At 66.2% G+C, this 26360-nt stretch carries 28 protein-coding genes, 2 tRNA genes and 1 pseudogene; 19 read left to right on the forward strand and 12 right to left on the reverse strand.

What is annotated here, in order from left to right:
* Positions 1–99 precede the first annotated feature (99 nt).
* Positions 100–1287, reverse strand: coding sequence for a PIN domain-containing protein (locus tag NIBR502771_RS13425; RefSeq protein ID WP_141160183.1), 1188 nt, complete (start codon positions 1285–1287; stop codon positions 100–102).
* Positions 1284–1472: a hypothetical protein gene (locus tag NIBR502771_RS13430; protein ID WP_141160184.1), complete on the reverse strand. Its 189-nt coding sequence runs from the start codon at positions 1470–1472 to the stop codon at positions 1284–1286. The genes NIBR502771_RS13425 and NIBR502771_RS13430 overlap by 4 nt, the downstream gene beginning before the upstream one ends.
* A gap of 61 nt (positions 1473–1533) precedes the next feature.
* Here NIBR502771_RS13430 and NIBR502771_RS20730 point away from each other — a divergent pair, with 61 nt between their 5' ends.
* From NIBR502771_RS20730 to NIBR502771_RS13465, 9 genes are all read left to right on the forward strand, one after another.
* Positions 1534–1707 (forward strand): hypothetical protein, encoded by a 174-nt coding sequence (locus tag NIBR502771_RS20730; protein ID WP_168225743.1) that lies wholly within the window; start codon positions 1534–1536, stop codon positions 1705–1707.
* A 215-nt stretch (positions 1708–1922) separates the two neighbouring features.
* Positions 1923–2063 (forward strand): hypothetical protein, encoded by a 141-nt coding sequence (locus tag NIBR502771_RS20735; protein ID WP_168225744.1) that lies wholly within the window; start codon positions 1923–1925, stop codon positions 2061–2063.
* Positions 2047–2292 carry a DUF3263 domain-containing protein gene (locus NIBR502771_RS13435; protein WP_141160185.1) on the forward strand — a complete coding sequence of 82 codons (246 nt, stop codon included), beginning with the start codon at positions 2047–2049 and terminating at the stop codon, positions 2290–2292. The genes NIBR502771_RS20735 and NIBR502771_RS13435 overlap by 17 nt, the downstream gene beginning before the upstream one ends.
* On the forward strand, positions 2292–2849 hold the full coding sequence (locus NIBR502771_RS13440) for a hypothetical protein (protein WP_141160186.1): 558 nt from the start codon (positions 2292–2294) through the stop codon (positions 2847–2849). The genes NIBR502771_RS13435 and NIBR502771_RS13440 overlap by 1 nt, the downstream gene beginning before the upstream one ends.
* Before the next feature lie 24 nt (positions 2850–2873).
* A complete protein-coding gene (locus NIBR502771_RS13445; RefSeq protein WP_141160187.1) occupies positions 2874–3389 on the forward strand; it encodes a site-specific integrase in 516 nt (171 codons plus the stop codon).
* Between the two features lie 147 nt (positions 3390–3536).
* Positions 3537–4070 carry a TspO/MBR family protein gene (locus tag NIBR502771_RS13450; RefSeq protein ID WP_141160188.1) on the forward strand — a complete coding sequence of 178 codons (534 nt, stop codon included), beginning with the start codon at positions 3537–3539 and terminating at the stop codon, positions 4068–4070.
* Positions 4071–4377: 307 nt separating this feature from the next.
* Positions 4378–5820 (forward strand): glyceraldehyde-3-phosphate dehydrogenase, encoded by a 1443-nt coding sequence (locus tag NIBR502771_RS13455; RefSeq protein WP_246839665.1) that lies wholly within the window; start codon positions 4378–4380, stop codon positions 5818–5820.
* 65 nt (positions 5821–5885) lie between these two features.
* Positions 5886–6095 carry a hypothetical protein gene (locus NIBR502771_RS13460; RefSeq protein WP_141160190.1) on the forward strand — a complete coding sequence of 70 codons (210 nt, stop codon included), beginning with the start codon at positions 5886–5888 and terminating at the stop codon, positions 6093–6095.
* 124 nt (positions 6096–6219) lie between these two features.
* A complete protein-coding gene (locus NIBR502771_RS13465) occupies positions 6220–7017 on the forward strand; it encodes an HNH endonuclease family protein (protein ID WP_141160191.1) in 798 nt (265 codons plus the stop codon).
* A gap of 21 nt (positions 7018–7038) precedes the next feature.
* Here NIBR502771_RS13465 and def read toward each other — a convergent pair whose 3' ends face one another.
* The 3 genes from def to orn form a co-directional block, all read right to left on the reverse strand.
* Complete coding sequence (gene def, locus NIBR502771_RS13470) at positions 7039–7611, reverse strand: peptide deformylase (RefSeq protein WP_141160192.1); 573 nt, start codon at positions 7609–7611, stop codon at positions 7039–7041.
* A gap of 130 nt (positions 7612–7741) precedes the next feature.
* Positions 7742–7814, reverse strand: a tRNA-His gene (locus tag NIBR502771_RS13475).
* Positions 7815–7943: 129 nt separating this feature from the next.
* Positions 7944–8531: an oligoribonuclease gene (orn, locus tag NIBR502771_RS13480; protein ID WP_246839907.1), complete on the reverse strand. Its 588-nt coding sequence runs from the start codon at positions 8529–8531 to the stop codon at positions 7944–7946.
* 197 nt (positions 8532–8728) lie between these two features.
* Between orn and mptB the strand changes: the two genes are divergently transcribed.
* Positions 8729–10285, forward strand: a complete 1557-nt coding sequence (gene mptB, locus NIBR502771_RS13485) for a polyprenol phosphomannose-dependent alpha 1,6 mannosyltransferase MptB (RefSeq protein ID WP_210411222.1) — start codon at positions 8729–8731, stop codon at positions 10283–10285.
* Here mptB and NIBR502771_RS13490 read toward each other — a convergent pair.
* On the reverse strand, positions 10282–10998 hold the full coding sequence (locus NIBR502771_RS13490; protein WP_141160194.1) for a DNA alkylation repair protein: 717 nt from the start codon (positions 10996–10998) through the stop codon (positions 10282–10284). The two genes, mptB and NIBR502771_RS13490, sit on opposite strands and share 4 nt — an antisense overlap.
* Before the next feature lie 79 nt (positions 10999–11077).
* Between NIBR502771_RS13490 and NIBR502771_RS13495 the strand changes: the two genes are divergently transcribed.
* Entirely contained in the window at positions 11078–11980 is a 903-nt protein-coding gene (locus tag NIBR502771_RS13495) for an aldose 1-epimerase family protein (RefSeq protein ID WP_141160195.1), read from the forward strand.
* Here the strand turns inward: NIBR502771_RS13495 and NIBR502771_RS13500 are convergent.
* Positions 11977–12744: an alpha/beta hydrolase gene (locus NIBR502771_RS13500; RefSeq protein WP_141160196.1), complete on the reverse strand. Its 768-nt coding sequence runs from the start codon at positions 12742–12744 to the stop codon at positions 11977–11979. The genes NIBR502771_RS13495 and NIBR502771_RS13500 overlap by 4 nt on opposite strands.
* The gene (locus tag NIBR502771_RS13505) at positions 12744–13826 is read right to left on the reverse strand and encodes a LacI family DNA-binding transcriptional regulator (protein WP_141160197.1); all 1083 of its coding nucleotides are present in this window, start codon (positions 13824–13826) and stop codon (positions 12744–12746) included. Before NIBR502771_RS13505 ends, NIBR502771_RS13500 begins: the two co-directional genes overlap by 1 nt.
* Before the next feature lie 167 nt (positions 13827–13993).
* Between NIBR502771_RS13505 and NIBR502771_RS13510 the strand changes: the two genes are divergently transcribed.
* Genes NIBR502771_RS13510 through NIBR502771_RS13520 form a run of 3 tightly spaced genes read left to right on the forward strand, consistent with a single transcriptional unit; the run spans position 13994 to position 17213 of the window.
* Positions 13994–15166 carry a Gfo/Idh/MocA family protein gene (locus NIBR502771_RS13510; protein WP_141160198.1) on the forward strand — a complete coding sequence of 391 codons (1173 nt, stop codon included), beginning with the start codon at positions 13994–13996 and terminating at the stop codon, positions 15164–15166.
* A complete protein-coding gene (locus tag NIBR502771_RS13515; RefSeq protein ID WP_141160199.1) occupies positions 15163–16377 on the forward strand; it encodes a dihydrodipicolinate synthase family protein in 1215 nt (404 codons plus the stop codon). The genes NIBR502771_RS13510 and NIBR502771_RS13515 overlap by 4 nt, the downstream gene beginning before the upstream one ends.
* Positions 16374–17213 (forward strand): sugar phosphate isomerase/epimerase, encoded by an 840-nt coding sequence (locus tag NIBR502771_RS13520; protein ID WP_141160200.1) that lies wholly within the window; start codon positions 16374–16376, stop codon positions 17211–17213. The genes NIBR502771_RS13515 and NIBR502771_RS13520 overlap by 4 nt, the downstream gene beginning before the upstream one ends.
* Positions 17214–17286: 73 nt before the next feature.
* Here NIBR502771_RS13520 and xylB read toward each other — a convergent pair whose 3' ends face one another.
* Together xylB and xylA are read right to left on the reverse strand one after the other, a co-directional pair.
* Entirely contained in the window at positions 17287–18705 is a 1419-nt protein-coding gene (gene xylB, locus NIBR502771_RS13525) for a xylulokinase (protein ID WP_141160201.1), read from the reverse strand.
* Positions 18706–18708: 3 nt separating this feature from the next.
* A complete protein-coding gene (gene xylA / locus NIBR502771_RS13530) occupies positions 18709–19896 on the reverse strand; it encodes a xylose isomerase (RefSeq protein ID WP_141160202.1) in 1188 nt (395 codons plus the stop codon).
* A gap of 148 nt (positions 19897–20044) precedes the next feature.
* On the opposite strand from xylA, the gene NIBR502771_RS13535 reads away from it, so the two are divergent.
* Entirely contained in the window at positions 20045–21271 is a 1227-nt protein-coding gene (locus NIBR502771_RS13535) for an ROK family protein (RefSeq protein ID WP_141160203.1), read from the forward strand.
* 51 nt (positions 21272–21322) lie between these two features.
* On the opposite strand, the gene NIBR502771_RS13540 is transcribed toward NIBR502771_RS13535, so the two are convergent.
* Positions 21323–21395: transfer RNA gene (locus NIBR502771_RS13540), tRNA-Arg, on the reverse strand.
* A 207-nt stretch (positions 21396–21602) separates the two neighbouring features.
* Here NIBR502771_RS13540 and NIBR502771_RS13545 point away from each other — a divergent pair.
* From NIBR502771_RS13545 to ettA, 3 genes and pseudogenes are all read left to right on the forward strand, one after another.
* Positions 21603–22154, forward strand: a complete 552-nt coding sequence (locus NIBR502771_RS13545; RefSeq protein WP_141160204.1) for a single-stranded DNA-binding protein — start codon at positions 21603–21605, stop codon at positions 22152–22154.
* A 170-nt stretch (positions 22155–22324) separates the two neighbouring features.
* Positions 22325–22870 carry a hypothetical protein gene (locus NIBR502771_RS13550; RefSeq protein WP_141160205.1) on the forward strand — a complete coding sequence of 182 codons (546 nt, stop codon included), beginning with the start codon at positions 22325–22327 and terminating at the stop codon, positions 22868–22870.
* A gap of 61 nt (positions 22871–22931) precedes the next feature.
* Positions 22932–24613, forward strand: a pseudogene (ettA, locus tag NIBR502771_RS13555) (energy-dependent translational throttle protein EttA).
* Between the two features lie 96 nt (positions 24614–24709).
* Here ettA and NIBR502771_RS13560 read toward each other — a convergent pair.
* On the reverse strand, positions 24710–25630 hold the full coding sequence (locus NIBR502771_RS13560) for an acyl-CoA thioesterase II (protein WP_141160206.1): 921 nt from the start codon (positions 25628–25630) through the stop codon (positions 24710–24712).
* Positions 25631–25694: 64 nt separating this feature from the next.
* Between NIBR502771_RS13560 and NIBR502771_RS13565 the strand changes: the two genes are divergently transcribed.
* Positions 25695–26354, forward strand: coding sequence for a hypothetical protein (locus tag NIBR502771_RS13565; RefSeq protein WP_141160207.1), 660 nt, complete (start codon positions 25695–25697; stop codon positions 26352–26354).
* The last annotated feature ends 6 nt before the right edge of the window (positions 26355–26360 follow it).

The following is a 26360-nucleotide window of genomic DNA, read 5'->3' on the forward strand; positions in this document are numbered from 1 at the left end:
GACCTGTGGCGCTTTTCCGCCATGACGGACGCACCTCCTGCGCCTTTTATAGGCGGGGCACCACAGGGGTTCCCATCACGCTTTTTAGCGCCGCATACGTTACTCATCGCCGTCATCAGTTGGATCTTCGATTGCCGCGACATCCTCGGGGGAGTCTGCATCGTTTGGCTCCTCACGGTCGCTGCGATCTGGGACCGCATGCTCGAACGCTTGTGGATTAACCGCCCACAACTTCACGAGGGCGTCGACGAAACGAGAGTCGCGGGGCCGTGGACGGTCAAACAGTATGTGGCTGGCCCACTTATTAGCATCTTCGTCCGCTTTTCTAAATTCCTCGGCCGCTAAATAGCTGCGCCACACCATGTCAAATGAGTGGTTTTGGTGCGGACGCGCCCGGAGCTCTCTCTGGGCCTGGGCGGCATCAATTTCCGTCTGTGCGGCATCTGATGCTTCAAGGTCCTCCGTGACTGAGGCTTCTACCGTGGTCCTCAGCCTTTCAAAGAACTGGGACGTGTCCAGCATGAACAGGTGCTGTCCTGTTTCGTCGAAGAACTCTTCGACGAGTTCCAACCGGGGCCCCAGCCGCTTTTTATCTCGACCTGTTTGCCACCAGTCCTGTTTTACATCTCCAGTCACAAATAAAAGCGGTCGCTGCTCGGCGCCGCAGTGCTCGATGCACTGCCTCCACAAGAAGTAATCACCGTATTGATTGGACTCTTTGGCCGAGTCCTCGTAGCCGGGAGGCGTCTTTGACTTGTACCGCTTCTCACCTTCAGCCGTGCGCTGGCTCAGCCATTCAGCTGTCGGCCGTGATCCTGTTCGATCTCGGTAATAATCCTGGAAGGCGCTCAGCACCTGATCTTCGTGCTGGGACTTCGCCCAAGCTCTGACATCATCTCGTTCCTTTGTAAGGAACTGCAGATATTTTTTTGTTGCAGCAATGAATTCCGCTTCCGCCTTGTCGTGCCCGACATGGGACTTTTTCTCGGCAGATTCAAATTTGTTGACGAGTTTAGAGAGTTCGTCAATTCTTGCGCCGTGATTTGCGGTCAAGTCATCTCGGACTGAGGCTCGGCGTCGCAAGAATTCGAGGCCGACTTGGTAGGGAAGCCAAAGGCGGTCCACGACGTGTTCCAATAATTCCAGGAACCTCTGGGAAGTTGGCCGAGAGAACCGGTACATGTCCAGCATGACATTGGTATCCAGCACTATCACTGCTCGCCCGAACTCAAACTCAAAATTGCCCTCGGGAAGCGGCATCAGTGCTTCGTATATCTCGCGCATCATACTCCCAGCGTCGGGCGCAATACTGGCCTAAGGGTATCAACAGGAGGTCCCCAGGGGGACTCCTTGTGGGTGCAGGTGGCGCTGGTGGCAAGGCTCTTGAGTTTGCCGAAGTCGATGCGTCCGGCGCCCCATTGGAGTTCCAGTTCGAATGCGAGTTTCTGGAGTGCTTCTTCGGCTTCACACATTGGGGCTCCTTCGCCGTAGGTGTCTATTTCCAATGACCATGGGTTTGGATACTGTCGCCCCATGGACGATGAAGACCAGGTGACCCCTGCAGACTTGGCTCGTGAGCTCGGCGTGGATCAGAAGCGGATCCGGGAGTATTTGCGGAGTCAGTATGGCAAGCTGCCGCCGGACGAAACCCGCTGGCATCCGACCGCCGGGCAAGCCGAGGACGTACGGAACCACTTCCGCCGCTAATGCTCATGGTGTTTTCCATGGCTTTACGGGTTGGTGGACTTGGAGGCGGCCGAAGTACTCGATACGGGTAGTTAGCGGCTCGCGTGGATTCGGGTGGATGCACCATGGGTAGTGCCAGCCACCGACAAATCCACAGTGTTTGCAGACGCTCATCGTGTTTCTTCCTGTTCCCATTCGCGGGGCCGGTATGTGGGCTGTTTGGGAAGGGGCGCCGCGTGGTCGAATTAACTGACGACCTCGTCAGCATCGCCCACCGCCTCAACGTCATGCCCGACGAGGTCCGCGCCTGGGAGAAATCGCTGACCCTGGAAGAACTCATCCACATCCGAAAGGAAATCAATGGGCACGCTGACTGACCGGGAGAAAGGCATCCTCCGTCTCGCCGTCGCCGACTACAAATACCCTGCAGCCCGGGAACGCCAAGCCATGAACGCTTTCCAGCTGGGCCCGGTGCACTTCTGGCAGGAGGTCAACCGCCTCATTGATCACCTCGGGGCGTACCGGTGGGACCCGCAGACCGTGAACCTGCTGTTCCGCCGGCGGATCCACCGGGACCGGCCGCGCCTCGCCTCCAGGATCCTCTGATGGCCAGGGTGGAAGACCTCTGGGTCAGGAAGGACAAGACCCGCACACCTGTCTACGGGAAGGGTAAGCGGTACCGGGCCGAGTGGACCCCGCCTGGGGAGAACAAGCAGCGGAAGAGCTTCACGACGAAGGCCGCGGCCATGGCGTTCCTCGCCGAACAAGTCAGCGCGATCAATCAGGGTACCTATGTGACCTCACAGAAGAAGGTCCTCTTCGCCGACTACGCCGAGGCGTGGCAGCGGCACCAGCTGGACCAGCGTGACAGTTCACGGGAGCAGATCGCCGCTAAGTTCAAGCTCTACATTGTGCCGTCCTTCGGGAAGAGATCCCTCGACACGATCCAGCGCCGCGACGTCCAGACGGCGGTGGGGGACTGGGCCGAGTCCCTGGCCCCGTCTACAGTCAAGGTCACCTACGGGTATCTGTCCGCCCTCTTCAAGGCTGCGGTCTTGGATGGGCTCATCGCTAAGACCCCATGCGTCGGGATCAAGCTCCCCGCGGTGGAGGACGTGCCCGTGGTGCCGCTCCGGACGGAGGTGGTGCAGCTGCTCGCCTAGAAGATCTACACCCCGTTCCGGCCCATGGTGGTTTTCTGTGCGGCGACCGGTCTGCGCTCGGCTGAGCTGCGCGGGCTCACGTGGGACCGTGTGGACTTCGACACGTCCATGATCACCATTGATCGGCAGCTCCTGTCTATGAACTCCAAGGACGCGGCGTGGGGTCCGCTGAAGACGACGTCGAGCCGCCGGAACATCCATATCGGCACGCACTCCCTGCAGCTACTCAAGACGTTGAGGGCTGGGCCGCAGGGGCCGGCGGAGTTGGTGTTCCATGCGGACGGGCTGGTCATCATCAGGAAGTCCGCCAGCCAGGTGTGGCGCTCCGCCCGTGACAGGGTCCCGGGCTTGGGTGAAACCGGCACGGGATGGCACCAGCTGCGGCATTATCACGCGTCCCAGCTGATCGCCGGTGGCATGTCGCCGGTGGCGGTTGCGCATAGGCTGGGGCACAAAGACGCCACGGAGACCCTGAAGACGTATGGGCATCTGTGGCCGGACGATGACAGAAAGCGGCGGCCATCACGGACGGCGGTGTGAGGATGGATTTGGAGTCGTTTGCCCATGAATTGCCCATCACCGGCCCCGATGCCTAGTACTGGCGGGGAAACCTCAGAACCCGGCGTATCGGCTGTCCCATCCATAAACCGCGTTTGACCACGCGCGATGCGTCGGGGATCCTGAACCGTGCCCGCAATTCCTGAAACCCGTCCCGCGCCCGCAGCGGGCGTTCCCGGCATCCGTTCACAAGGTCTGGCGCTCGCCGGATTCCTGGCCCTTTCGGCGCTGGCCTGGCTGCTCTCCTCGGTCCCGATCATCCTCAACTCCGGCGGCTGGTACGCAGGCTCCGTGAAAGCGCCGTGGATGCCGCCGTCGTGGATGTTCCGAGGCACGTGGATGCTGCTGTATGCGGGCGTGGCCACCGCGGCGTGGCTGGTCTGGCGCAAAGGCCGCCTTGCCGGCGGCACCCGCTCCTGGTACGTAGCCCAGTTGCTTCTCAACGCCGCCTGGCCCGTGACCTTCTTCGCCCTGTACCCAGCGCTAGGAGCCGTGGCCCTGTGGGCGGCCTTTGCAGTCATCTGTGCCCTGGCCGCAACCCTCGCGTTCCTGATCCTGAGGTTCGGCCCGGTGGACGCCACCGCCGGCTGCCTGGTGCTGCCGTACTTCTCGTGGCTGGTTTACTGCGCCAGCCTGAACCTGTACTCAGCCATCCACAACTGAGGCGCCCGTCACGGTATCCTTCCGGCGCCGTCCCGCCATGTGAGTGATTTCACGCAGCGCGGGCGTGTTCCCTGGACCGCGCCAAATTAGAATGGATCCCGGACGCAGGAGTTCTACCGCCGAAAATTGCGTCCGCAACCGGCGGTTTTTCTTTGCACGCGATCCAGGTGCCTGGGGGCCATCCCTGCAGGTGCCGGTGCCCCTGGACATCATCAGGTGGCCTACATCCGTGTACGAAGACGTACACGGCTGAACCGAGGAAGGTATTTCTGTGAGCCAGACGTCTGATTCTTGTCTTGATACGTGGATGGGCCGGGAGGCCCTCGCTGAGGCCATGATCCCCGTGATCGGCAGGCTGTACCGCGAAAACAACGTGGTGACCAGCATCCACGGCCGGAGCCTGATCAATAAGTCCACCATGAACATCCTCAAGGCGCACCGATTTGCGCGCCGGATGAGCAAGGACGAACTGCTCCTGGAGGACACGGCGCCCCTGCTGAACACGCTGGCCGGACTCGAGCTCGGTGCCGCCGCGATCGACATCGCCCGGCTGAACCAAAAATTCAAGGAAGAGGGCAACGGCGCCACCCTTGAGGAATTCCTCCGCGCAGAACTCGCCGAGATCGTGGGCAAGCGGGGCGGCGATGACCGCACCAGCACCGACGTCGTACTCTACGGCTTTGGCCGGATCGGCCGTCTCCTTGCACGCCTCCTCATCGAAAAGGCCGGCGGTGGCCACGGCCTGCGCCTGCGCGCCATCGTGGTGCGGCGCGGCTCCGACAACGACCTCTCCAAGCGCGCCAGCCTGCTGCGCCGCGACTCCGTCCACGGCTCCTTCGAAGGCACCATCCGCGTGGATGAAGCCGCCAACACCATCACGGCCAACGGCGTCCAGATCCAGGTCATCTACTCGAACGACCCCGCCACGATCGACTACACCGCCTACGGGATCAGCAACGCCCTGGTAGTCGACAACACCGGCCGCTGGCGCGACGCCGAGGGCCTGTCCCAGCACCTGCAAAGCAAGGGCGTGGCCCGCGTCCTGCTGACCGCACCGGGCAAGGGTGAACTGAAGAACATCGTCCACGGGATCAACCACAGCGACATCACGGAGTCGGACAAGATCGTGTCCGCGGCATCCTGCACCACCAATGCCATCACCCCGGTCCTGAAGGCCATCAACGACAAGTTCGGGGTGGTGCACGGCCACGTCGAAACCGTCCACTCCTTCACCAACGACCAGAACCTGATCGACAACTTCCACAAGGGCGACCGCCGCGGCCGTTCGGCAGCGCTGAACATGGTGATCACCGAAACCGGTGCCGCCAAGGCCGTGGCCAAGGCCCTGCCCGAACTCCTGGGCAAGCTCACCGGCAGTTCCATCCGCGTCCCCACCCCGGATGTTTCGCTGGCCATCCTGAACCTCACCCTTGAGAACGGCACCACCAAGGACGAGGTCAACAACTACCTCCGCGAAATGTCGCTGCACTCGGACCTGCGCAAGCAGATCGACTACATCGATTCACCCGAGGTCGTCTCCACCGACTTCGTGGGCTCCCGCCGTGCCGGCATCGTGGACGGCCTGGCCACCGTGTCCACGGACAAGAACCTGGTCCTCTACGTCTGGTACGACAACGAGTTCGGCTACAGCTGCCAGGTGGTCCGCGTCATGGAAGAGATGGCAGGCGTGAACCCGCCGTCCTTCCCCGCCAAGGAAAGCGCTGCCGCCCTGGCAGCCATCGCAGTCTAGTAACGCTCAGGTCTTTCCCGGCTGGTTCACTGGAATCAGCCGGGAAAGCGGACCACACTGGTGGCATGGACAACGAATCGACACTTCAGCACGAAACCACCCTCGAGCACGCACTCGACGTGGCCAAGGCCAACCATAAGGAAGCCTTGCGCCTGCTGGAACGCGCCAGGGACGCCCATAAGACCGGGGACGTCAGCGATGACCGGGTGCGCCAGCTCGAGAGCCTGCTGGCCGTGGCGGAAGAAGACCTTCGGCGCGTCACCAGGGAACAGTAACCCGGGGCAGCCCCGGGCGCTGTGACCCATCACTCTTCCCCAACAGTGTGGATATCAGTGGCCGGGCGCGCCCTTTGTCCTAGGCTTTTGGGGTGCCCGACTTTCCCTTCCCGGCGTCAGCCCCGTGACCATCAGCTGGTCTGCGTACCGCCGCGCGCGGCGCCGTTCGCGGCAGGCCTGGGTGCTGCTCGCCACCGCCGCCGCAGCCATATTCGTGGCCCTGGTCTGGTTCTTCACCACCGGCCAGTTCGCGGCAGCCGGACCGGCGGCAGATGGCCCCACCGAGGCGCCGGTCTTCGACGCCGCCTGGATGAAACCGGTCCAGGAGCCCAACCCGGTGCCCTCCGGCAGCGCCCTCGCAGCCCTCGACGGCCTGGCCGTGAAAGGCAGGGCGCCCAACACCGGCTACAGCCGTGAGGCCTTCGGACAGGCTTGGCTTGATGTCGACCGGAACGGCTGCGACACGCGGAACGACATCCTTCGCAGGGACCTTGCCGGCGTTGTGTTCTCCGAGGGGTCCTCCTGCAAAGTGACGGCCGGGCACTTCCGGGAACCCTACACGGGCCAGGACGTGGACTTCCGGCGCGGATCCGAGAGCAGCCGCGCCGTCCAGATCGACCATGTGGTGGCCCTGGGTGACGCCTGGCAAAAGGGAGCCCAGCGGCTCACGGCCAAGGAACGCCAGAGCCTGGCCAATGATCCGCTGAACCTCGTCGCAGCGGACGGCGCCGCCAACCAGCAAAAGAGTGCGGGTGACGCCGCTACCTGGCTTCCAAAGAACACGGCAATCCGCTGCCATTACGTGGCCCGGCAGATCTCCGTGAAAGCCGCCTACGGCTTGTGGGTGACGGCGGCAGAGAAAGACGCCATGCGGCGGGTCCTATCCTCCTGCCCCCAGCAGCCCACCATCACCGCAGGCTGACCGGACGCCGCCCGGACACGGTCAGTGGCCAAAGGGGTCAGGGTCCACCCCGGGCATCCAGGTGAGCCCCGGCACGCCCCAGCCGTTCTTCTTGGCCTGCTTCATGGCTTTGCGCGAATACCGGTCCATCAGCCGGTTGACATACAGCTTGCCGTCGAGGTGGTCGTATTCATGCTGGATGACCCTGGCAAACCAGCCCGTGGCCTCGAACCGGACGGGTTCCCCGAATCCGTCGAAGCCTTCCACGCGGGCCCATTCCGCCCGTTTGAGCGGGTACTGTTCGCCCGGGAAGGAAAGGCAGCCCTCTTCCTCCTCGTCGGGGTCGGGAGCAGCGCCGGAGACCTTGGACAGGGTCAGGACGGGATTCACCAGGACGCCGCTTGGGGGAGCGCCGTCGTCGTTTGCGTACTTGTAGACGAAGATCCGCTTGCCGACACCGATCTGCGGGGCGGCGAGGCCCACTCCGTTGGCTGCGTCGTTGGTTTCAAACATGTCGGCAATCAGGGTGCGCAGATCGTCGTCGAAAACCTCCACCTCGGCGGCGCGGCGGTGCAGCACAGGCTCGCCCCAGATGGTGATAGGCAGAACAGTCATATCAGTTGTCCTTCGGCTTCTCGGTGTCCCCGGCTGCAATGCATGTACCCGGTGGGGCACGACAAAGGAGGCCGCACCGGATATCCGGTGCGGCCTCCCTTGTTGACGGCTGCATGTGCCGCCCCGTGAGGGTGAGCGACGGGGGTTGAACCCGCGACCTCCTGGACCACAACCAGGCGCTCTGCCAACTGAGCTACGCCCACCATGTGCCTCAAGGGAATTCCACCGTAGCGGCTCCCTGGAAACGCAACTCAAATAGCTTACCTGCTCGGAAGGGGTGCTTTGTCCACTTTCTGCGATTTGGGGCAAAATTTCACCAAACGTGGCGCAGATTACTCTCCGGAGCTGCTTTCGGCAGCGGCATTGGCGATTCCCCTGGCAATCTTCTGGGCGGTGGCGCTGTCAGGTCCCGGGGCGGGGACGAATACGGCTTCGCGGTAGTACCTGAGCTCATCGATGGAATCTTTGATGTCTCCCAATGCGCGGTGGCCGCCCTTTTTCGCCGGCGACTGGAAGTAGGCCCGGGCGTACCAGCGGCGCGAAAGCTCCTTGATAGTGCTGACGTCGATGACCCGGTAGTGGAGGTGCTCCACTACCGCGGGCATGTCGCGGGACAGGAACACGCGGTCGGTTCCCACCGAGTTCCCGCCCAAGGGTGCTTTGCGCGGGTCCGGGACCCAGGCGGAGATGTACTCCATGACCGCTGCCTCTGCCTCTGCCATCGTCTTGCCGTGCGGCAGTTCCGCCAGCAGCCCGGACCTGGTGTGCATGTCCCGGACGAAGTCGGACATCTGGGCCACGGCAGCATCGTCGGGTTTGATGACGACGTCGACGCCGTCGCCAAGGATGTTGAGCTCCGAGTCCGTGACCAGTGCTGCCACCTCGATCAGGGCGTCGTTCTTGATGTCCAGGCCGGTCATTTCGCAGTCGATCCAGACGATTCGTTCGTTAGATATAGGCACCGGACCAGCCTACCGTTACACCTCCGGGCACCCTGCCGATGCTAGGATTTCGGGTACGCGGCGGGTCGCCCTTCCGCCCTGAATCCTGTTCCGGCAGGCCCGCGCGGCCGCCGGGTGAACCGCGGAAAAACGCATGAAGATTGGACGATCCTGAGATGACGGCGCCTGTGCCCGCAGCGGGGGAGATGGCGGCGGACGGCGTTGCCGGAGCGGGCAGTGCCGAGGTGGACAATCCACGCTCACCCCTGCTTGCCGGCTTCCTGGGCTCCTTGTCCATGATGATCGGCTCGATTGGCGTGGGCTGGCTGGCTCCCGTTTCGGAGCTGCGCCGCATGCCCGTGTTCATCTGGATGCGGACCGAAGCCCCAGGGGTGGCGCTGTCCATTGTCCTGGTGGCCGTGGGGGGCATGCTCCTGGTGCGTGCCTGGCTGCGGCTCGGGCAGAAAGTCCGCGTGTGGGGCGAACAGGCCCGGCGGGCAACCCTGGCCGCGGTGGTGGCGTGGGGACTTCCCATGATGTTCAGCGTGCCGCTGTTCAGCCGTGACGTGTATGCCTACATTGGCCAGGGGAGGCTGATGGTGGAAGGCTTCAACCCGTACGAAAACGGCATCTCCGCCCTGTCCAACTACTTCCAGCTGGGAGCCGACAAGCAGTGGACCGAAGCTCCGGTTCCCTACGGCCAGCTGTTCCTCTGGATCGAGCAGTTCGTCGTCTGGGTGACCAACGTCCAGCCGGAGGCCTGCGTCATGCTCTTCCGGCTGGTGGCATTGGCGGGCGTGCTGCTCTGCGTCATCTATGTTCCCCGGCTCGCTGAACTGCACGGCGTGAATCCGCACCGGGCCCTCTGGCTGACGGTGGCCAATCCGCTTTTCCTGACCAACTTCATTGCCAGCGTCCACAACGACTCCCTGATGATCGGGCTGGCCCTGGCGGGCCTGTACTACTCCGCGACCCGGCGCCAGATCCGCGGCATCGTCCTGGTGACCCTGTCCATCGCGGTGAAGCCCATCACCATTGTCTTCCTGCCGTTCATTGGACTCCTCTGGGCGGGAAGGAATGCGGGCTGGCTGCGGAAAGTGGCATTTTGGGCGCTGACGGCGGGCCTGAGCCTGGCGCTGCTGGCAGCATTGAGCATGGTCAACGGGTTCGGCTTCGGCTGGATCAACGGGCTTTCCGCGCCGGGCAGCATCTCCATCTGGTACGCCCCGGTGGGCCTGATCGGCATGGTGGTTGGGTCGCTGGCCGGCGCCTTCGGTTTTGACGGGTCCGTGCCCGCAGGCTGGGTGTTCGACGCCGGCAAGCTTCTTGCCGTGGCCATCCTTGCCTGGCAGATCCTCAAGGGCGACCATGACCGCCTGATGCGCCGCCTCACGCTCGGCCTGGCTGCCGTGGTGCTGCTGGCCCCCATCATCCAGGCCTGGTACGTGGTGTGGCTGATTCCGCTGTTCGCCGTGACGGGTATTCGTAACGACTGGCAGGTCAAGGCCCTCTACTTCGTGGTGTCGTTCTTCATGATCTACGCCATCTCGGACCAGCTGGACGTCTTTCCCTACCTCCAGACCCAGGACCTGGGCTTCGCCCTCCTGCTGGCCAGGATTGCGGCGGCCCTGACCGCCCTGCTCTTTGGGCTTTACCTGATCTTCTGGGACCGTGGCACCCGCAGGCTGTTCCGGAAGTCGCACGAGCTAGTCGTCGAACGTCCCGTGATCTAGCGGCCGCTACCGTCCGGGGCCGCGGAGCTGATCCTGCGCAGGGCCTCCCGGCGTGACAGCGGGCTCATGGCCTCCCGGTGCCGGGCCGCAAACGCCTCAACCCAGTCCGGCGCCCTCTTGGCGTACTCGCGCAGTGCCCAACCGATGGCTTTCCGGATAAAGAACTCCGGATCCGCCAGGTTCGGCTCAATGACGGCGGCGAGCAGCTCCGTGTCCGTGGCTGTTCCCGCGCGAAGCTGCGACGTGATGGCAGCCCTCCGGATCCAGAGGTCCGGGTCCCGGCTCCACTGCCGAAGGAGGGTGGCCATTTCTTCAGGGTGCGCCAGCAGCAGGGAGCAGATCCGGCCGGACACGCCGTCGGCAAAATCCCACCACGCCCCTGTCCGGATAATCTCCTCGTAGACAGGAAGCATGTCCAGGTCGGCGGTCACCAGCCGGTGTGCTGTCAGGTCGATGGCCGCGTACTTTTCCTCGCGGAACATAGCGGCGCGCCACAGGTCGAGCACCGTGGCGCGAAGCTGCGCCGCGGACGCCGGGGGATACGTCCGCGCAGCGTCCGCCGTGATCCGCCGCACGTCGGGAACCCGGACGCCGAGCGATGGAAGCAGGGACTTCATGTAGGCCTGGGCTCCCGCGGCCCGCACCGGATCGGCCATTGCCCGGAGGGCGGCCCTGACGGAGGCGATGAGGTCCTGGTCGGGGGCGGAGTCCATTGGGCAACTTTAACCGGTGGAAAGTGCGTGCGGTGCGGTAGGCTGGTGAGCGCTAACACCCCGCGACGAAGAGGGAACCATGCCCGGAACCGAAGTCCACCTCGCCCACGGACCCTACTCCGCCGTCGTCACCCTTCGGGGCGGGGCGCTCCGCGCACTGCGCCACGGGGACAGGGACCTGGTGGTGGGATTTGGGCCGGACGGTCCCGTGCCCGACTACCGGGGCGTCATCTGCGCGCCCTGGCCCAACCGGCTGGCGGACGGCAGCTACTCCTACGCGGGCATTGGCTATACCGCCGCCGTTAACGAGCCGGAGCGTGGCTCGGCTTTGCACGGCCTGGCCATCCACAGGCCTTGGGAAGTACTGGAAACAGCCGCGGGCCGGGCGGTCCTGGGATGCCGCATTCCTGCCGGCCCCGATTACCCCACAGACCTGGAACTGGCCGTCAGCTACTCCCTCTCCGAAGGCGGGCTCCGCGGCGAGGTGCGGGCGGTCAACGCCGGCTCCGCGCCCGCGCCGTACGGGGTATGCCCCCACCCCTATCTGGTGGCCGGCCCGTCCCCGCTGGATGACTGGTCGCTGGAACTTCCGGCCGCCGCCTACCTGGAGGTGACCCCTGACCGGCTGCTGCCCGTGGGCATGCGGCCGGTGGCGGGGGCCGCCTTCGACTTCCGGTCAGCGCGGCGGCTGGGACCGGTGAAGATCGACCATGCGTTTACGGACATCGCCCGTGACGGAGAGGGCCTTGCCCGGGTACGGGTGCTGGACCCGACTGGTACGGGTGTGGAACTCGAGTGGGGCACCGAGTGGCCCTGGGTGCAGGTGCACACCGGCGACAAGCCCGTCGGCCCGGACCGGCTGGGCCTGGCCGTTGAACCCATGACCTGCCCGCCGGATGCCCTGCGTTCAGGGACGGACCTGGTGCATCTGCAGCCTGGCCAGGCACATTCGGCAAGCTGGACCATTCGGGCAGTGGACTAACTGCGGCCGGTCCCAGGGGCTGCGGCGGGGGTATCCGTCCACCCGGCTCGCTGCAGCCAGGCCGCGCACAGCCCGGTCCACTGCCCGGGTCCTGGTTGGTCTGCGGCAAGCCCCAGCCCGTGCCGCCCCTCCGGGAAGACATGCAGCTCCGCCGGAACGCCGGCGGCAAAGAGCGCCCTGGCGTAGTTCAGGCTGTTGCTCACCGGGACGGCATCGTCGTCGGCGGTATGCCAGAGGAATGCCGGCGGTGCCAGGGGCGTGACGTTCAGCTCCGGCGAGAGTGCCCTGAGAAGGGCCGACGGCGGTGCGTCGCCAAGGAGGTTCGCCACCGATCCCTGGTGGGCTTCGTGGGTCAGTGATGCTACGGGGTAGCAAAGAACCGAAAGGTCGGGGACGGCTGCGCGCACGTCCAGTTCCGGATTCCCGGTGGCAGCTGCCGTGCTCAGGGTGGCTGCCAGGTGGCCGCCGGCGGAGAAGCCCAGGACGCCGACACGCCCCGGGTCGACGGCCAACCCACGTTGTCCACCCCTGATGTGGAGCATGGCTTCCTTTGCGTCCTCCAGGGGCGCCGGGTGCCGGTCAGGGGCAACCCTGTAGCGGAGCACGAAGGCGTGGATGCCCAGCGCTGCCAGCCATTCCGCCACGGGCTCCGCTTCGTGATCGGCCTGCCTGGCATAACCTCCTCCGGGCAGGACCAGGATGGCGGGGCGGTAGCCGGCACCCCCCGGGCGGGCCGGAACTGCCGTCAGTGCCGGCAACGCCATCAGGCGGCAGCTTCGGTGCTGCGCCGCAGCGTGACCTCGCCTGTGATGCCACCGGGGGAGGCGGCTTCCGCAGCGTCGCCGGCGGACCTCGGTCCGGTGGCAAGCGTGGCGAGCCGGCCGATGTCCTCCAGCGGCAGGCGGACCGTGGACAGGGCGGGCCGGAAGTCCCGGAGGGTTTCAATGTCGTCGAAACCGGCGATGGCGGCGTCGCGGGGGATGCGGAGCCCTTCGGACCGCAGGGCCGCTGCGGCGCCGATGGCCATGACGTCGTTGACGGCGAAAATACAGAGTTTTGCGGTGGCGTGCGCGTCGCCGGATTGGGCTGCCTTGATCCGGGCCGCCAGTTCCAGGCCTGCGTCATATCCGCCGGACCGATTGAACGCGCTGCGGAGCACTTCGGCCGGACGGCGTCCGGCCTTGTCCAGTCCCTCCTGGAAGCCGCGGACCCGGTCATCGGAAGTCAGGAGGCCTTCCGGGCCGCCGACGATGACGAAGTCCCCGTCCCAGCTGCGCGCAAGCTCCGCGGCGAGGCGGCCGGCGAGCTCCTGGTTGGGGACTTTCACCACGTGGTATCCCTCCGGAGCCGTTGCGCCGACCACCGGGTGGCCCACCACTGCCACCTGTCCGCCGTTGCGGCAGTACCGGTCGAGTTCGGCTGCCAGCTCTGCGTTGCCTTCCTTGTCTTCATCCCGGCACGAGCGGGAACCTGCGATGACAATCGAGTCCGCCCGGCGGGCGGCAAAGGCTGCCACTGCTTCCCTTTCTTCCGCGGGCCCGCCCCCGGTAGTGGCCAGCAGCACCATCCGGTGCTGTTCCCGCGCGGCTGCCTGCACGCCCCGGGCCACGGCCGCGAAGTAGGGGTCCGCGATGTCGTGGACAATAAGGCCGATGAGGCCGGAGCTGGACTTCGCCAGCCCCTGGGCCTGGGCGTTGGGCACGTAACCCAGCGACTCCGCCGCCTGCCTGACCCGTTCGGCGATGTCCTCGCCCGGCTTCCGGGCGGAACCGTTAAGCACGCGGGAGGCCGTAGCGGGGGAAACGCCGGCAAGGCGGGCCACCTCGGTAAGGGTACTTGCAGCCACAGCATCTCCTGGTCTCGGTACGGGCTCGAAGGCTAAGCACATTATGGCAGTTCAAACTTCTTCCGGAAAGCGCTTGCCAAGAGAAAGGGCGCGATGCATCATGGATGCAGTGGGAATGCGCTTTCCCAGTTGGCTTGAGTACATTGCTCACTCACCGTGGAGGACACATGGGCTTCGAAACAAAGACGATCCGCATCGCCATGAACGGCATCACCGGCCGGATGGGCTACCGCCAGCACCTGCTGCGCTCCATCCTGCCCATCCGCGACGCCGGCGGATTCACCCTCGAGGACGGCACCCGCGTCCAGGTTGAACCCATCCTCGTGGGGCGCAATGAGGCGAAAATCCGGGAATTGGCAGAGCAGCACAAGGTTTCGGAATGGACCACCGACCTGGACGCCGTGATCAACGACCCCACTGTCGACGTCGTGTTCGATGCCTCGATGACCAGCCTCCGCGCGGCCACCCTGAAAAAGGCCATGCTGGCCGGGAAGCACATCTTCACCGAGAAGCCCACGGCCGAAACCCTTGAAGAGGCCATCGAGCTTGCCCGGATCGGCAAGCAGGCAGGGGTGACGGCCGGTGTTGTCCACGACAAGCTCTACCTGCCGGGCCTGGTCAAGCTCCGCCGGCTGGTGGACGAGGGATTCTTCGGCCGGATCCTTTCCATCCGCGGCGAGTTCGGCTACTGGGTCTTCGAAGGCGACATCCAGGCCGCCCAGCGCCCGTCCTGGAACTACCGCAAGGAAGACGGCGGCGGAATGACCACTGACATGTTCTGCCACTGGAACTACGTCCTGGAGGGAATCATCGGCAAGGTCAAAAGCGTCAATGCCAAGACCGCCACCCACATCCCTGCCCGCTGGGACGAGGCGGGCAAGGAATACAAGGCCACCGCCGATGACGCCTCCTACGGCATCTTCGAACTTGAGACGCCGGGCGGCGACGAGGTCGTTGGTCAGATCAACTCGTCCTGGGCGGTGCGCGTCTACCGCGACGAACTGGTGGAATTCCAGGTGGATGGCACCCACGGTTCCGCTGTGGCCGGCCTGAACAAGTGCGTCGCCCAGCAGCGGGCGCACACGCCCAAGCCCGTCTGGAACCCGGACCTGCCCGTCACCGAATCCTTCCGCGACCAGTGGCAGGAGGTTCCGGCCAATGCCGAGCTGGACAACGGCTTCAAGCTGCAGTGGGAGGAATTCCTCCGCGACGTCGTGGCCGGCCGCGAACACCGCTTTGGCCTGCTCTCCGCCGCCCGCGGCGTGCAGCTCGCGGAACTGGGCCTGCAGTCCAACGACGAACGCCGCACCATCGACATCCCGGAGATCACCGTCCAATGACTTCCCTCATCCTTCCCTCCTCCGACGGGGGCACCAGGGAGTACCGCCTGCAGGGTGGCACCACCTGGGCCCGCCCCACCGCGCCACTGACAGCCCGGCGGGCATATGCCGCGGCCCACGTCATTCCCGAAGTACTCGCGGACAACACCCCCGGGGCCCCTGCACGCCTCGACTGGGACGCCACCATGGCGTACCGCCACGAGCTCTGGTCCTATGGCCTGGGCGTGGCCGATGCGATGGACACCGCCCAGCGCGGCATGGGCCTTGACTGGGCCGCCACCCAGCAGCTCATCAAGCGCACCGGTGTCGAAGCAGCCTCGGTGGTTTCGGCCGGTAATGCGGCCACCGTCGGCAAGTCCGTCCGGGACCTCGTCTCCTGCGGTGCCGGCACCGACCAGCTGGAGACTGATTCGCTTCCTGCAGTTGAGGCCGGAATCAAGGCCGTCCTTGAGGCCTACCGCGAGCAGATCGCCGTCGTCACCGAGGCCGGCCCCAAGGTCATCCTCATGGCCTCCCGGGCCCTGGCAAAGGTGGCACGGGGCCCCGAAGACTACCTGACGGTGTACTCCACCCTCCTGCGGGAAGTGGACCAGCCGGTCATCCTGCACTGGCTGGGCACCATGTTCGATCCCGCCCTCGCCGGCTACTGGGGATCGGACGACGTCGCGACGGCCACCGAAACGTTCCTCGGCCTCATCAAGGACAACGCCGCCAAGGTGGACGGTGTCAAGGTCTCGCTGCTCGATGCCGGCCACGAGGTGGCCCTGCGGGCGGCCCTGCCCGACGGCGTCCGGCTCTACACCGGCGACGACTTCAACTACCCGGAACTCATCGACGGCGATGGCAGCCACCACTCCGACGCCCTGCTGGGAATCTTCGCGGCAATCTACCCCGCCGCTTCGGTTGCCCTGCAGAACTACGACGCCGGCAACGCCGCCAAGGCCCGCGAAATCCTCGACTCCACCCGGGAACTGGGCAAGCACATCTTCAGTGCCCCTACGTTCTACTACAAGACAGGGATCGCCTTCCTGTCCTGGCTCAACGGCAAGCAGCCCGGTTTCCAGATGGTGGGCGGCCTGCATTCGGGCCGCTCGGTCTGCCACCTGGCCAGAACCTTTGAGCTCGCGGACCAGGCCGGACTGCTGAAAGACCCCGCGCTGGCGGCCTTCCGGATGTCCGACTACCTGCGCATCAACGGGGTGGGAGTATGAGCGACTTCGCGCGCCTGTCCATCAACAGCGCCACTACCAAAAAGTGGACGCTCGCCCAGGTCGTGGAGGGGTGCGTCAACGCAGGCATTCCCTCGATCGGCCCGTGGCGGGACCGCGTGGAGGAAGCCGGCCTGGACAAGGCGGCGCGCCTGATCAAGGACGCCGGCCTGCGCGTGTCCTCACTGTGCCGCGGCGGGTTCCTCACCGCCGCAGACGCCGAAGGCCAGGCGGCCGCGCTCGCGGACAACCGCGCAGCGATCCTTGAAGCCGTGGCCCTGGACACCCGGGAACTGTTCCTGGTGGTCGGCGGGCTTGCACCGGGGGAGAAGGACGTCGTGGCCGCCCGGCAGCGCGTTGCCGACAGGCTCGCCGACCTGGTTCCCTTCGCCGCCGAACATGGCGTCCGCCTGGTCCTGGAGCCGCTGCACCCGATGTATGCGGCCGACCGTGCCCTGATCTCCACGCTGGGGCAGGCGCTGGACCTTGCAGCGCCGTTCGATGCCGCAACGGTGGGCGTCGCCGTGGACACCTTCCATGTCTGGTGGGACCCGGAACTGAAGGCGCAGATCGGGCGCGCGGGCCGGGAGAAGCGCATCGCCTCCTACCAGGTGTGCGACTTCAACATGCCGATCGCCGCGGACCCGCTGCTGTCCCGCGGGTACATGGGCGACGGCGTGGTGGACTTCGCCACGATCGGTACCTGGGTACGGGACGCCGGCTACACCGGGTACATCGAGGTGGAGATTTTCAACCAGGAGATTTGGGATACGGACGGCAATGCCGTCCTGGCCACGGTCAAGGAGCGGTACGCGGAGCTTGTCCTCCCGTTCGCCTGACCCGGCATAATTCCGCGCCAGCGCAGAGGAGGCCCGGACCGCGGACGGTCCGGGCCTCCTCTGCGCTGTGGCCTCAGGCGGACAACGAGGCGAACCGGCGGTACCTTGCCAGCACAGCGCCGTCGTCCTTTTTCTCTGGGAGGTCGACGGCGCCTGCCGCCCAGGTGGGGAAATGTCCGGTGAGTGCCGCCGCGGCCTGGCGCGCGGCGCCGTCAGCCACGTACTCGCCCGGCTGCGGCACCGTGACACGGGCCCCCAGCAGGCGTGCCGCTACGTCCTGCACAGCGGCGGACTGGGCGCCCCCGCCCACCAGGAGGATCCGCTGGGCGGACACCCCCTGCTCCTGCAGGGCCGCCAGGCCGTCCGCCAGGGAACAGACCACGCCTTCGACGGCGGCGCGCGCCAGGTTGGCGGCGGTGTAGTTCGCCCGCGTAATGCCGTGCAGGGAGCCGGTGGCATCCGGCAGGTTGGGGGTCCTTTCCCCATCGAAATAGGGGACCAGGGTAAGGCCGCCGGAACCGGGCCCGGCGGACATTGCCAGCCGGTTGAACTCCGCCAGGTCGACGCCCAGCAGGGCGGCGGTGGCATCGAAAACGCGCGTGGCGTTCAACGTGCACACCAGCGGAAGGTAGTGCCCGGCTGCATCGGCGAACCCGGCCACCAGCCCTGAGGCATCTGCCGCCGGCGAAGCGGAAACCGCGAACACGGTGCCGGAGGTGCCCAGCGACATCACCACGTCGCCCAGCCCGGCACCTGCCCCCAGGGCGGCGGCCGCATTGTCCCCGGCGCCTGCCCCCAGCAGGGCACCTGCCGGCGTCCATCCGGCCGCCTCCAGTGGGCCCAGCACCCGCGGAAGGACTGGAAGGTGGCCGAGCGCGGCGGAAAGGACATCGGGAAGGTACCGGTCCTCCGCCGTCGAGTAATACCCGGTGCCCGACGCATCCGAACGGTCGGTGGCCAGTGCCGCCAGTCCTTCCCTGCCACTGCCTGGACCGTGGCCTGCGAGCCGCCAGGTGAGCCAGTCATGCGGCAGGCACACGGCAGCGACCTGGGCGGCGTTCTCCGGTTCGTTCTCCGCGAGCCAGCGCAGCTTGGTCACCGTCAGCGAGGCGACGGGGACGGTCCCCGTCGCCCGGGCCCAATAAGCCGCGCCAACGGCAGGGTCCCCGCCGCCGGCTTGTGCGATGAGTTCCGCGGCTGCGCCCGCGCTGCGGGTGTCGTTCCACAGCAGTGCCGGCCGGACCACCGTCCCGTCCGCGTCCAGGCAGACCATCCCGTGCTGTTGGCCGCCGACGGAGATGGCGGCCACGTCATCCAGGCCACCGGCATCCGCGGCGGCCTTGAGCAGCGCCGTCCACCAGTGGTCGGGGTGGACCTCGGTGCCTTCCGGGTGCCCCGCCCTGCCCTCCCGGACCAGTTCCCCGGTATGGGCATCGCGGATGACCACCTTGCACGACTGGGTGGAGCTGTCGATGCCTGCGACAAGCACCATGGCCTAGCGGGCGCCCAGGAGGTGTTCGATGGCGAGCTGGTTGAGGCGCACGAAGGCGAAGGAGCGCTCGGCGGCCTTGTCGGCGTCGAAGTCCTCGAAGGCGGCGGCGTCGGCCAGCAGGTCGGCGGTCGTTTCGCCGGCCTTGAGGGTGGGCTCGCCAAGTTCGAAGACGCCGGAGGTTTTGAGGGCTTCCTGTACCTGCGGGTCAGCGCGGAACGCCAGTGCACGTTCCTTAAGGAGCAGGTACATGGCCATGTTCGCCTTCGCGGACTCCCATACGCCGTCGTAGCCGTCGGTGCGGGAGGGCTTGTAGTCGAAATGGCGCGGGCCGTCGTACGTGGGGCCGCCACCCGGGAAGCCGTTCTCCAGCAGGTCCACCGTGAAGAAGGCGCTCGTGAGGTCGCCGTGGCCGAAGACGAGGTCCTGGTCGTACTTGATGCCGCGCTGGCCGTTGAGGTCGATGTGGAAGAGCTTGCCTGCCCAGAGGGCCTGCGCAATCCCGTGGGTGAAGTTCAGCCCAGCCATCTGCTCGTGGCCGGTTTCGGGGTTCAGTCCAACGATGTCGCCGTGCTCGAGCTGGGCGATGAAGGCCAGGCCGTGGCCGACCGTGGGCAGGAAGATATCGCCCCGTGGCTCGTTCGGCTTGGGCTCAAGCGCAATGCGCAGGTTGTAGCCCTTCTCCTTGATGTAGCCGGCAGCGGTGTCCACGCCTTCCTTCATCCGGTCCAGGGCGGCAGCGAGGTCCTTGGAACCGTCGTACTCGCTGCCTTCGCGGCCGCCCCACATGACGAACGTTTCGGCACCAAGTTCAGCAGCAAGGTCGATGTTCCGCAGGACCTTGGACAGGGCGAAGCGGCGGATGGAACGGTCGTTGGAGGTGAAGCCGCCATCTTTGAAGACGGGGTGGCTGAACAGGTTGGTGGTGACCATCGGAACCTTCAGTCCGGTCTCAGCCAGGGCTGCACGGAAGTTCTTCAGGATCAGCTCCCGCTCCGAAGCGGAGGCATCGAACGGGACCAGGTCGTTGTCGTGGAACGTAAGGCCATAGGCGCCCAGTTCGGCCAGGCGGTGTACGGCCTCCACCGGATCCAGGGCGGACCGGGTGGCCACGCCGAACGGGTCGGCACCGGTCCAGCCGACGGTCCAGAGACCGAAAGTGAACTTGTCAGCGGGGGTGGGGGAAAGAGTCATGATGCGTCCTTGCGATCAGGTGCCTGCGGAATTGCGAGGCATTAGTTCATTGCCTGAACTATATGGACGGACGTAGGGTGGGGTCAATAGTCCGGCAGGCAGGCCGCCGGAAAAATTTGGCGGAAGCGCCGGACCGAGGAGCTGTGTGATGGTGATGCCGGCGCCGGCAATGCCCGGACCCGGAGGGTCTGCCCCCGGAAACGTGGGGGATGTGCGCCGCAGCAACCTGGCGCTGGTGCTGGGGGCGATTGCCGAGTTCCCGCCCGGCGCCCGCCCCAGCCGCGCCCAGGTGGCCGGAGCCACCGGACTGACCAAGGCCTCTGTGTCCAGCCTGGTGCTGGATCTCCTGGAGGCCGGGATCATCCGTGAAATCGGCCTGAACCCGCAGGGCCGCGGCCGGCCGGGGGTTGGGCTGGAACTGAGCCCTGCCCGTGCGGTCATGGGTATGGAGGTCAACGTTGACTACATCTCTGCAGCCGTGGTGGACCTTGCCGGAACGGTGCTGCTCCGCGAGGTGCAGGAACGTGACAACCGGAACAGCCCGGACCGGCCGGTCCTCGCCGCGCTCGCAGTCCTCGCCGCAAGGGTGCGCAGCGCCGCAGGGGAGCGGGGGGTCGAGGTCCTGGGCGGAGGGCTGGCGGTGCCCGGCCTGGTGGACCCGGCCGCTGCGCGGGTGTTGGCCGCTCCCAACCTGGGCTGGATCGATGTGGACCTCGACCTGGACGCCCTGTTGCCGGAAACCGCACTGGGGGTTGCGCTGTTCAACGAGGCCGATGCTGCCGCCCTGGCCGAACTGCGGCACCGCCCGGACGGCGCATCAAACTTCCTCTTCGTCTCCGGCGAGGTGGGCGTAGGCGGCGGGATCGTCATTGGTTCTGAGCTGTTTACTGGCCCCGGCGGCCACGCCGGCGAAGTGGGGCACATTGTGGTGGACCCGGACGGCGGCCGCTGTTCGTGCGGAGGCACCGGTTGCCTTGAGACGGCGGCGGGACAGGACGCCATCCTCTCCGCCGCCGGCCTGACAGCTGACGGGGGCTCCCGGTCGGCCGCCATGGCCGCACTCCTGCGGGCGCTGGAAGCCGCGGAGCCCGGGGCGGTAGCCGCCGTCGAGCATGCGGGCCGCTGCCTGGGGATCGCACTGGCTTCAACGGCCCGGGTGGTCGATATCGATTCGGTGGTCCTCGGTGGCCACTTCGCGGTCCTGGACCCCTGGTTGCGGGAACCCTTGCTGGAGAGTGTAAAGTTCTACGCGCCGGGCAAGTATGCGCCGGAGGCCATCACGATGTCCGCAGTGGGGGAGTATGGCGCCCTGCTGGGGGCCGCCGGCAGCGTGATCCGGTCCCTGGTGGAAGCCCCGCACCGGCTGAGCGCTTAGCAACAGCTGCACGATGCCCCGGTCCAAAGACCGGGGCATCGGCCACCAGGGTGCCCCAGGAGGGAATCGAACCCCCGACCGGCGGATTAGAAGGCCGCTGCTCTATCCCCTGAGCTACTGAGGCATCAGCTTCCGGCCTGCAGGCCGGCGCCTCAAAAAGTTTACATTGCCCCGGCTGCCGGCGGCGTCATCCGGCCTCCACTGTTCCTCCCCACGTGGCGGGCTGGGGCCTGTTGTCCACATACGGGAACCCGTGCCTCCCCGCCGCCGGCATCCGGGGTGATGCTGGTCATGCCTGCTACAGGCGCCACCATCCAGACAGGACGTAGACATGAGCGAAACGATTACCATCCGGGGCTTTGTTGCCACCGAGATCACGAGTTCCACCACGCCAGGGGGAGTGGCAACAGCCTCCTTCCGGCTCGGTTCCACCACGCGCCGGTTTGACCGGGAATCCAAAACCTGGGGCGACGGGCACACCAACTGGTTCACCGTGCAGGGCTACCGCAACCTGGCCGGGACCCTGGGCTGCAGTATCCGGAAGGGCCAGCCGGTCATCGTCGTGGGCAAGCTGAAGATCCGCACCTGGGAGAAGGAAGGCCGGGTCTACCACTCCACCATCATCGATGCCGAGGCCGTGGGGCACGACCTTGCCTTCGGGTCGGCGAACTTCATCCGGACCGCGTCCAGGCCTGCGCTGTCCCTCGTGGAGCAGCCCCAGTCCCCGGAGGATGGCCCTGTGGTGGACCCTGACCTTGACGAACCGGAGGACCGCGAGGACGGGCATCCCGAAGAGCACGGCGTCGCGGCGGTGGTCATCGAGGACAACGACGGCGGCCTCGCGTCCCTTGACCTGGAAACCGGGGAACTCTCCGAAGTCTAGGAACACGCATCAGCTATCGACGTTCCCCGTTCAGTCCCGGGCGGACGGATTGGCAGCACCCCCCGGCTGCCGTCCGTCCGCCCGCCAGGACATACTGCCCCGTCCTGTGCCGTGGATGGCCACGGCCGGTCGCGGCGGCCGCGCCACCCCGGTCGTGGAACAATGGCACCATGCGTCCCACCCCTTACCGCCGGCAGATATACCGGGCCGGTGCAGCGCTGACGTGCGCCGCCCTGGCCGCACTCTTGGCAGGGTGTGCCGCAGGTCCTGCCGCAAACAGCCCTTTAGTTGGCGGCAGTGAAGGATCCTTGACGCCGACGGCGGCAGCGCCCGCACAGCCGTCGGGTGCAGCCCGGGAGGGCAGTACGCCCGCAGGGGAAGCGATGGCCAACACGTCCGGCGGTGCGACGTCCGCTGCAGGCACCGCGGCCACCGACAACGTCAAGCGGACTGTCACCGATACGTTGGCGAAACTTGCAACAGGGACGCCAAAACCGGCTACGGCGCAGGTCAGCGACGCGTTGACGGGAGCGGGCATCGCGCCGGCGGCGCTTCAGGTCTCGCAGAGCCGCACGCCCACCGGATTGGAGGCGGATGCCATTGAGGCTGCGGTGCTGCAGGGGAAAGACTGTGTCATCGGCCAGGTGCGCGAAGGTGCCGTGACCGTCACAGTGCTTCCGGTCCTGGCCAGCGGCAAGTGCTTCGTGGGCTCCTGATCCCGCCGGCATTCCGGCCGCAAATGTGAGATCTGCCCGCCAACCCACTAGATTTGAGACCATGGCGGAATTTATCTACACAATGACCAAGGCCCGTAAGGCCGTTGGCGAAAAACTCATTCTTGATGACGTAAGCATGTCCTTCTTCCCGGGCGCCAAGATTGGTGTTGTGGGCCCAAACGGTGCCGGTAAGTCCACCATCCTCAAGATCATGGCCGGGCTGGACACGCCCTCCAACGGTGAAGCCAGGCTGAGCCCCGGCTACAGCGTGGGAATCCTGCTCCAGGAACCGCCCCTCAACGAGGAAAAGACCGTCCTGGGCAACGTCCAGGAGGGCGTGGGCGAGATCTACGGGAAGATCCAGCGCTTTAACGAGATCTCCGAGGAAATGGCCAGCCCCGATGCTGACTATGACACCCTCCTCGAGGAAATGGGCAAGCTGCAGGAAGCCATCGACGCCGCCGATGCCTGGGACCTCGACTCCCAGCTGGAGCAGGCCATGGATGCCCTCCGCTGCCCCCCGCCGACGCCGATGTCACCAACCTTTCCGGTGGCGAGCGCCGCCGCGTGGCCCTCTGCAAGCTCCTCCTGCAGAAGCCGGACCTGCTGCTCCTCGACGAGCCCACCAACCACCTGGATGCCGAGAGTGTCCTGTGGCTCGAGCAGCACCTGTCGAGCTACCCCGGCGCCGTCCTCGCCGTCACCCACGACCGGTACTTCCTGGACCACGTGGCGGAATGGATTGCCGAAGTTGACCGCGGCCACCTGTACCCGTACGAAGGCAACTACTCCACCTACCTGGAGAAGAAGCGCGCCCGCCTCGAGATCCAGGGCAAGAAGGATGCCAAGCAGGCCAAGCGCCTCGCGGAGGAACTTGAGTGGGTCCGCTCCAACGCCAAGGGCCGGCAGACCAAGTCGAAGGCCCGCTTGGCCCGGTACGAGGAAATGGCCGCGGAAGCGGACCGCACCCGCAAGCTTGACTTCGAGGAAATCCAGATCCCGCCGGGACCGCGCCTCGGCGGACTGGTCCTGGAGGCGAAGAACCTCCAGAAGGGCTTCGAGGACCGTGTCCTGATCGATGGATTGTCCTTCAGCCTGCCGCGCAACGGCATCGTCGGCGTCATTGGTCCCAACGGTGTGGGCAAGTCCACCCTCTTCAAGACCATCGTGGGCCTGGAACCGCTCGACGGCGGCGAGCTGAAGATCGGTGACTCGGTCAAGATCTCCTACGCGGACCAGAGCCGCGGCGGCATCGACCCCAACAAGACCCTGTGGGAGGTCGTTTCCGACGGACTCGACTTCATCCAGGTGGGCAACGTGGAGATGCCGTCCCGCGCCTACGTGGCAGCCTTCGGGTTCAAGGGCCCGGACCAGCAGAAAAAGGCGGGCGTGCTCTCCGGCGGTGAGCGCAACCGCCTGAACCTGGCCCTGACCCTCAAGCAGGGCGGAAACCTGCTGCTCCTCGACGAACCCACCAACGACCTCGACGTCGAAACCCTCAGCAGCCTGGAAAACGCGCTGCTCGAGTTCCCCGGCTGCGCCGTGGTGGTCTCGCACGACCGCTGGTTCCTGGACCGGGTGGCCACCCACATCCTGGCCTACGAAGGTGACGACGAGAACCCCTCCAAGTGGTACTGGTTCGAAGGAAACTTCGAGTCCTACGAGGAGAACAAGGTGGAGCGTTTGGGCCCCGACGCTGCCAAGCCGCACCGCGTCACCCACCGCCGCCTGACCCGCGACTAACAGCGCGGAACCCCGCGGCACGCAGAAGGCCGGCACCCGAAGGAATTCGAGGGTGCCGGCCTTCTGCGTGCCCGGTACTTTACGGTGCCCGGGACGTCAGGCGCCCGCGGGACCGGTGGGAATGCGCACCATCCCCTCCTGCGCCACCGTGGCGACGTGCTGGCCCTCGCGGTTGAAGATCTTGCCCGTTGCCAGGCCGCGTGCCCCGTGGGCGCTGGGGGATTCCTGGACGTAGAGCAGCCACTCATCAACCCGCGCCGGCCGGTGCCACCACATGGCATGGTCCAAGCTGGCAACGTTCATGCCCGGAGTGATCCAGCTCAGTCCGTGCCGCCGGAGGATGGATTCGAGCAGCGTGTAGTCGCTGGCGTACGCCAGGGCGGCGCGGTGCAGGTTGGCGTCATCCGGCATCGGCCCGAACGTCTTCATCCACACGGCGTTGCTGGCCTCCCGCGGACCGGCCGCCGAAACATACAGGGCGGGGTTGACATGCCGGATGTCGAAGGGCCGCTCGTAGGCCCAGTGGCGTGCCACCGGATGGTCGAACCGGCCGAGCAGGTCCGCCGTGCTGGGCAGGGATTCGGGGTCCGGGATTCCGGCCGGCATTTCCGAGGAGTGTTCGATTCCTTCGTCGTCGCCCTGGAAGGAGGCGATCATGGACAGGATGGGCACGCCGTCCTGGTAGGCGTGGACGCGCCGGGCGGAAAACGACCGGCCGTCGCGGAGCCGCTGCACCCCAAAGGTGATCGGCTTGTTGGCGTCACCGGGCCGCAGGAAGTATCCGTGCATGGAATGGACAAACCGGTCCGGATCCACCGTCCGGATCGAGGCCACGAGCGACTGGGCCAGCACCTGTCCGCCAAACACCCTGTGGTGCGGCTGCTTCTGCGACGGGCCCAGGAAAATATCCTCATCCGTGCGGGCGCCCTCAAGCTCACCAAGGTCCAGCAGTTCGATCAGCGATGAGGTGGGGTCGCCGCTGGGCGGCGCCAGCAGTCCGGCTTCGGCTTCAGTCATGGTCCGACTCTAGACGGCGCCCCGCAAACCACTCAACCGGAGTGCAGCCGGTAGTGTTCTAGGTGTGTCTGAACTACTCACTTCGTCCTTCCGTTTCGCCGATCCACGCGATCTGGCCGACCTGAAGACCTTCGCCACCCGGGCCAGAGCCATTGACGACGGTGCCATCCGCCTGCAGGCTGCCGGCTCCGTCCTGGCCGCCTACGTGTGCGTCCTGCGGCCCCGGCTCCTGGGCGAAGCGACCCCCACCATCCTGGGCCTGCGCACCATGGCGCTGGCGGAGCCTTCCGGAACGGATGTCACCGTGGCGTTGTCATCTGTCCTGGACAGGCTGGCACGTGCGGGGGAGGCCGACGTCGAGTTGCCGGTTCCGCCCACCACGGTGACCGAGTCCTGGACGGGTGTTGGCGCCCCGCGGGGCGGTTGGGAGCTGTTGGGGTCCGTCAGCGACGCCCGACTCCGTGCGGCAGCGGAGGCGGGTATCGCCGAGGTGGCCGGCATCGTGCCGGACAAGCCGGGGGCGCTGATCGTCAACAACGCCCGGGCCGCGGTTTGGGGACGGGAACTGGACGACGCCGGCCTGCCCGCCGGTGCGGCGTTCGCTGCCTTCGCGCTGGGGTTCCTGGGGGACGGGGACCAGAAGCTTTACCGGGCGGGCCGCTGGTTCCGGCTTACCGGACCCCGCGGCCACGTCCTGGCGCGGACCGGCAGCGGCCTGCCCTAGGCCGGA

The organism is Pseudarthrobacter sp. NIBRBAC000502771 (genome assembly GCF_006517215.1).
GTDB lineage: Bacteria > Actinomycetota > Actinomycetes > Actinomycetales > Micrococcaceae > Arthrobacter > Arthrobacter niigatensis.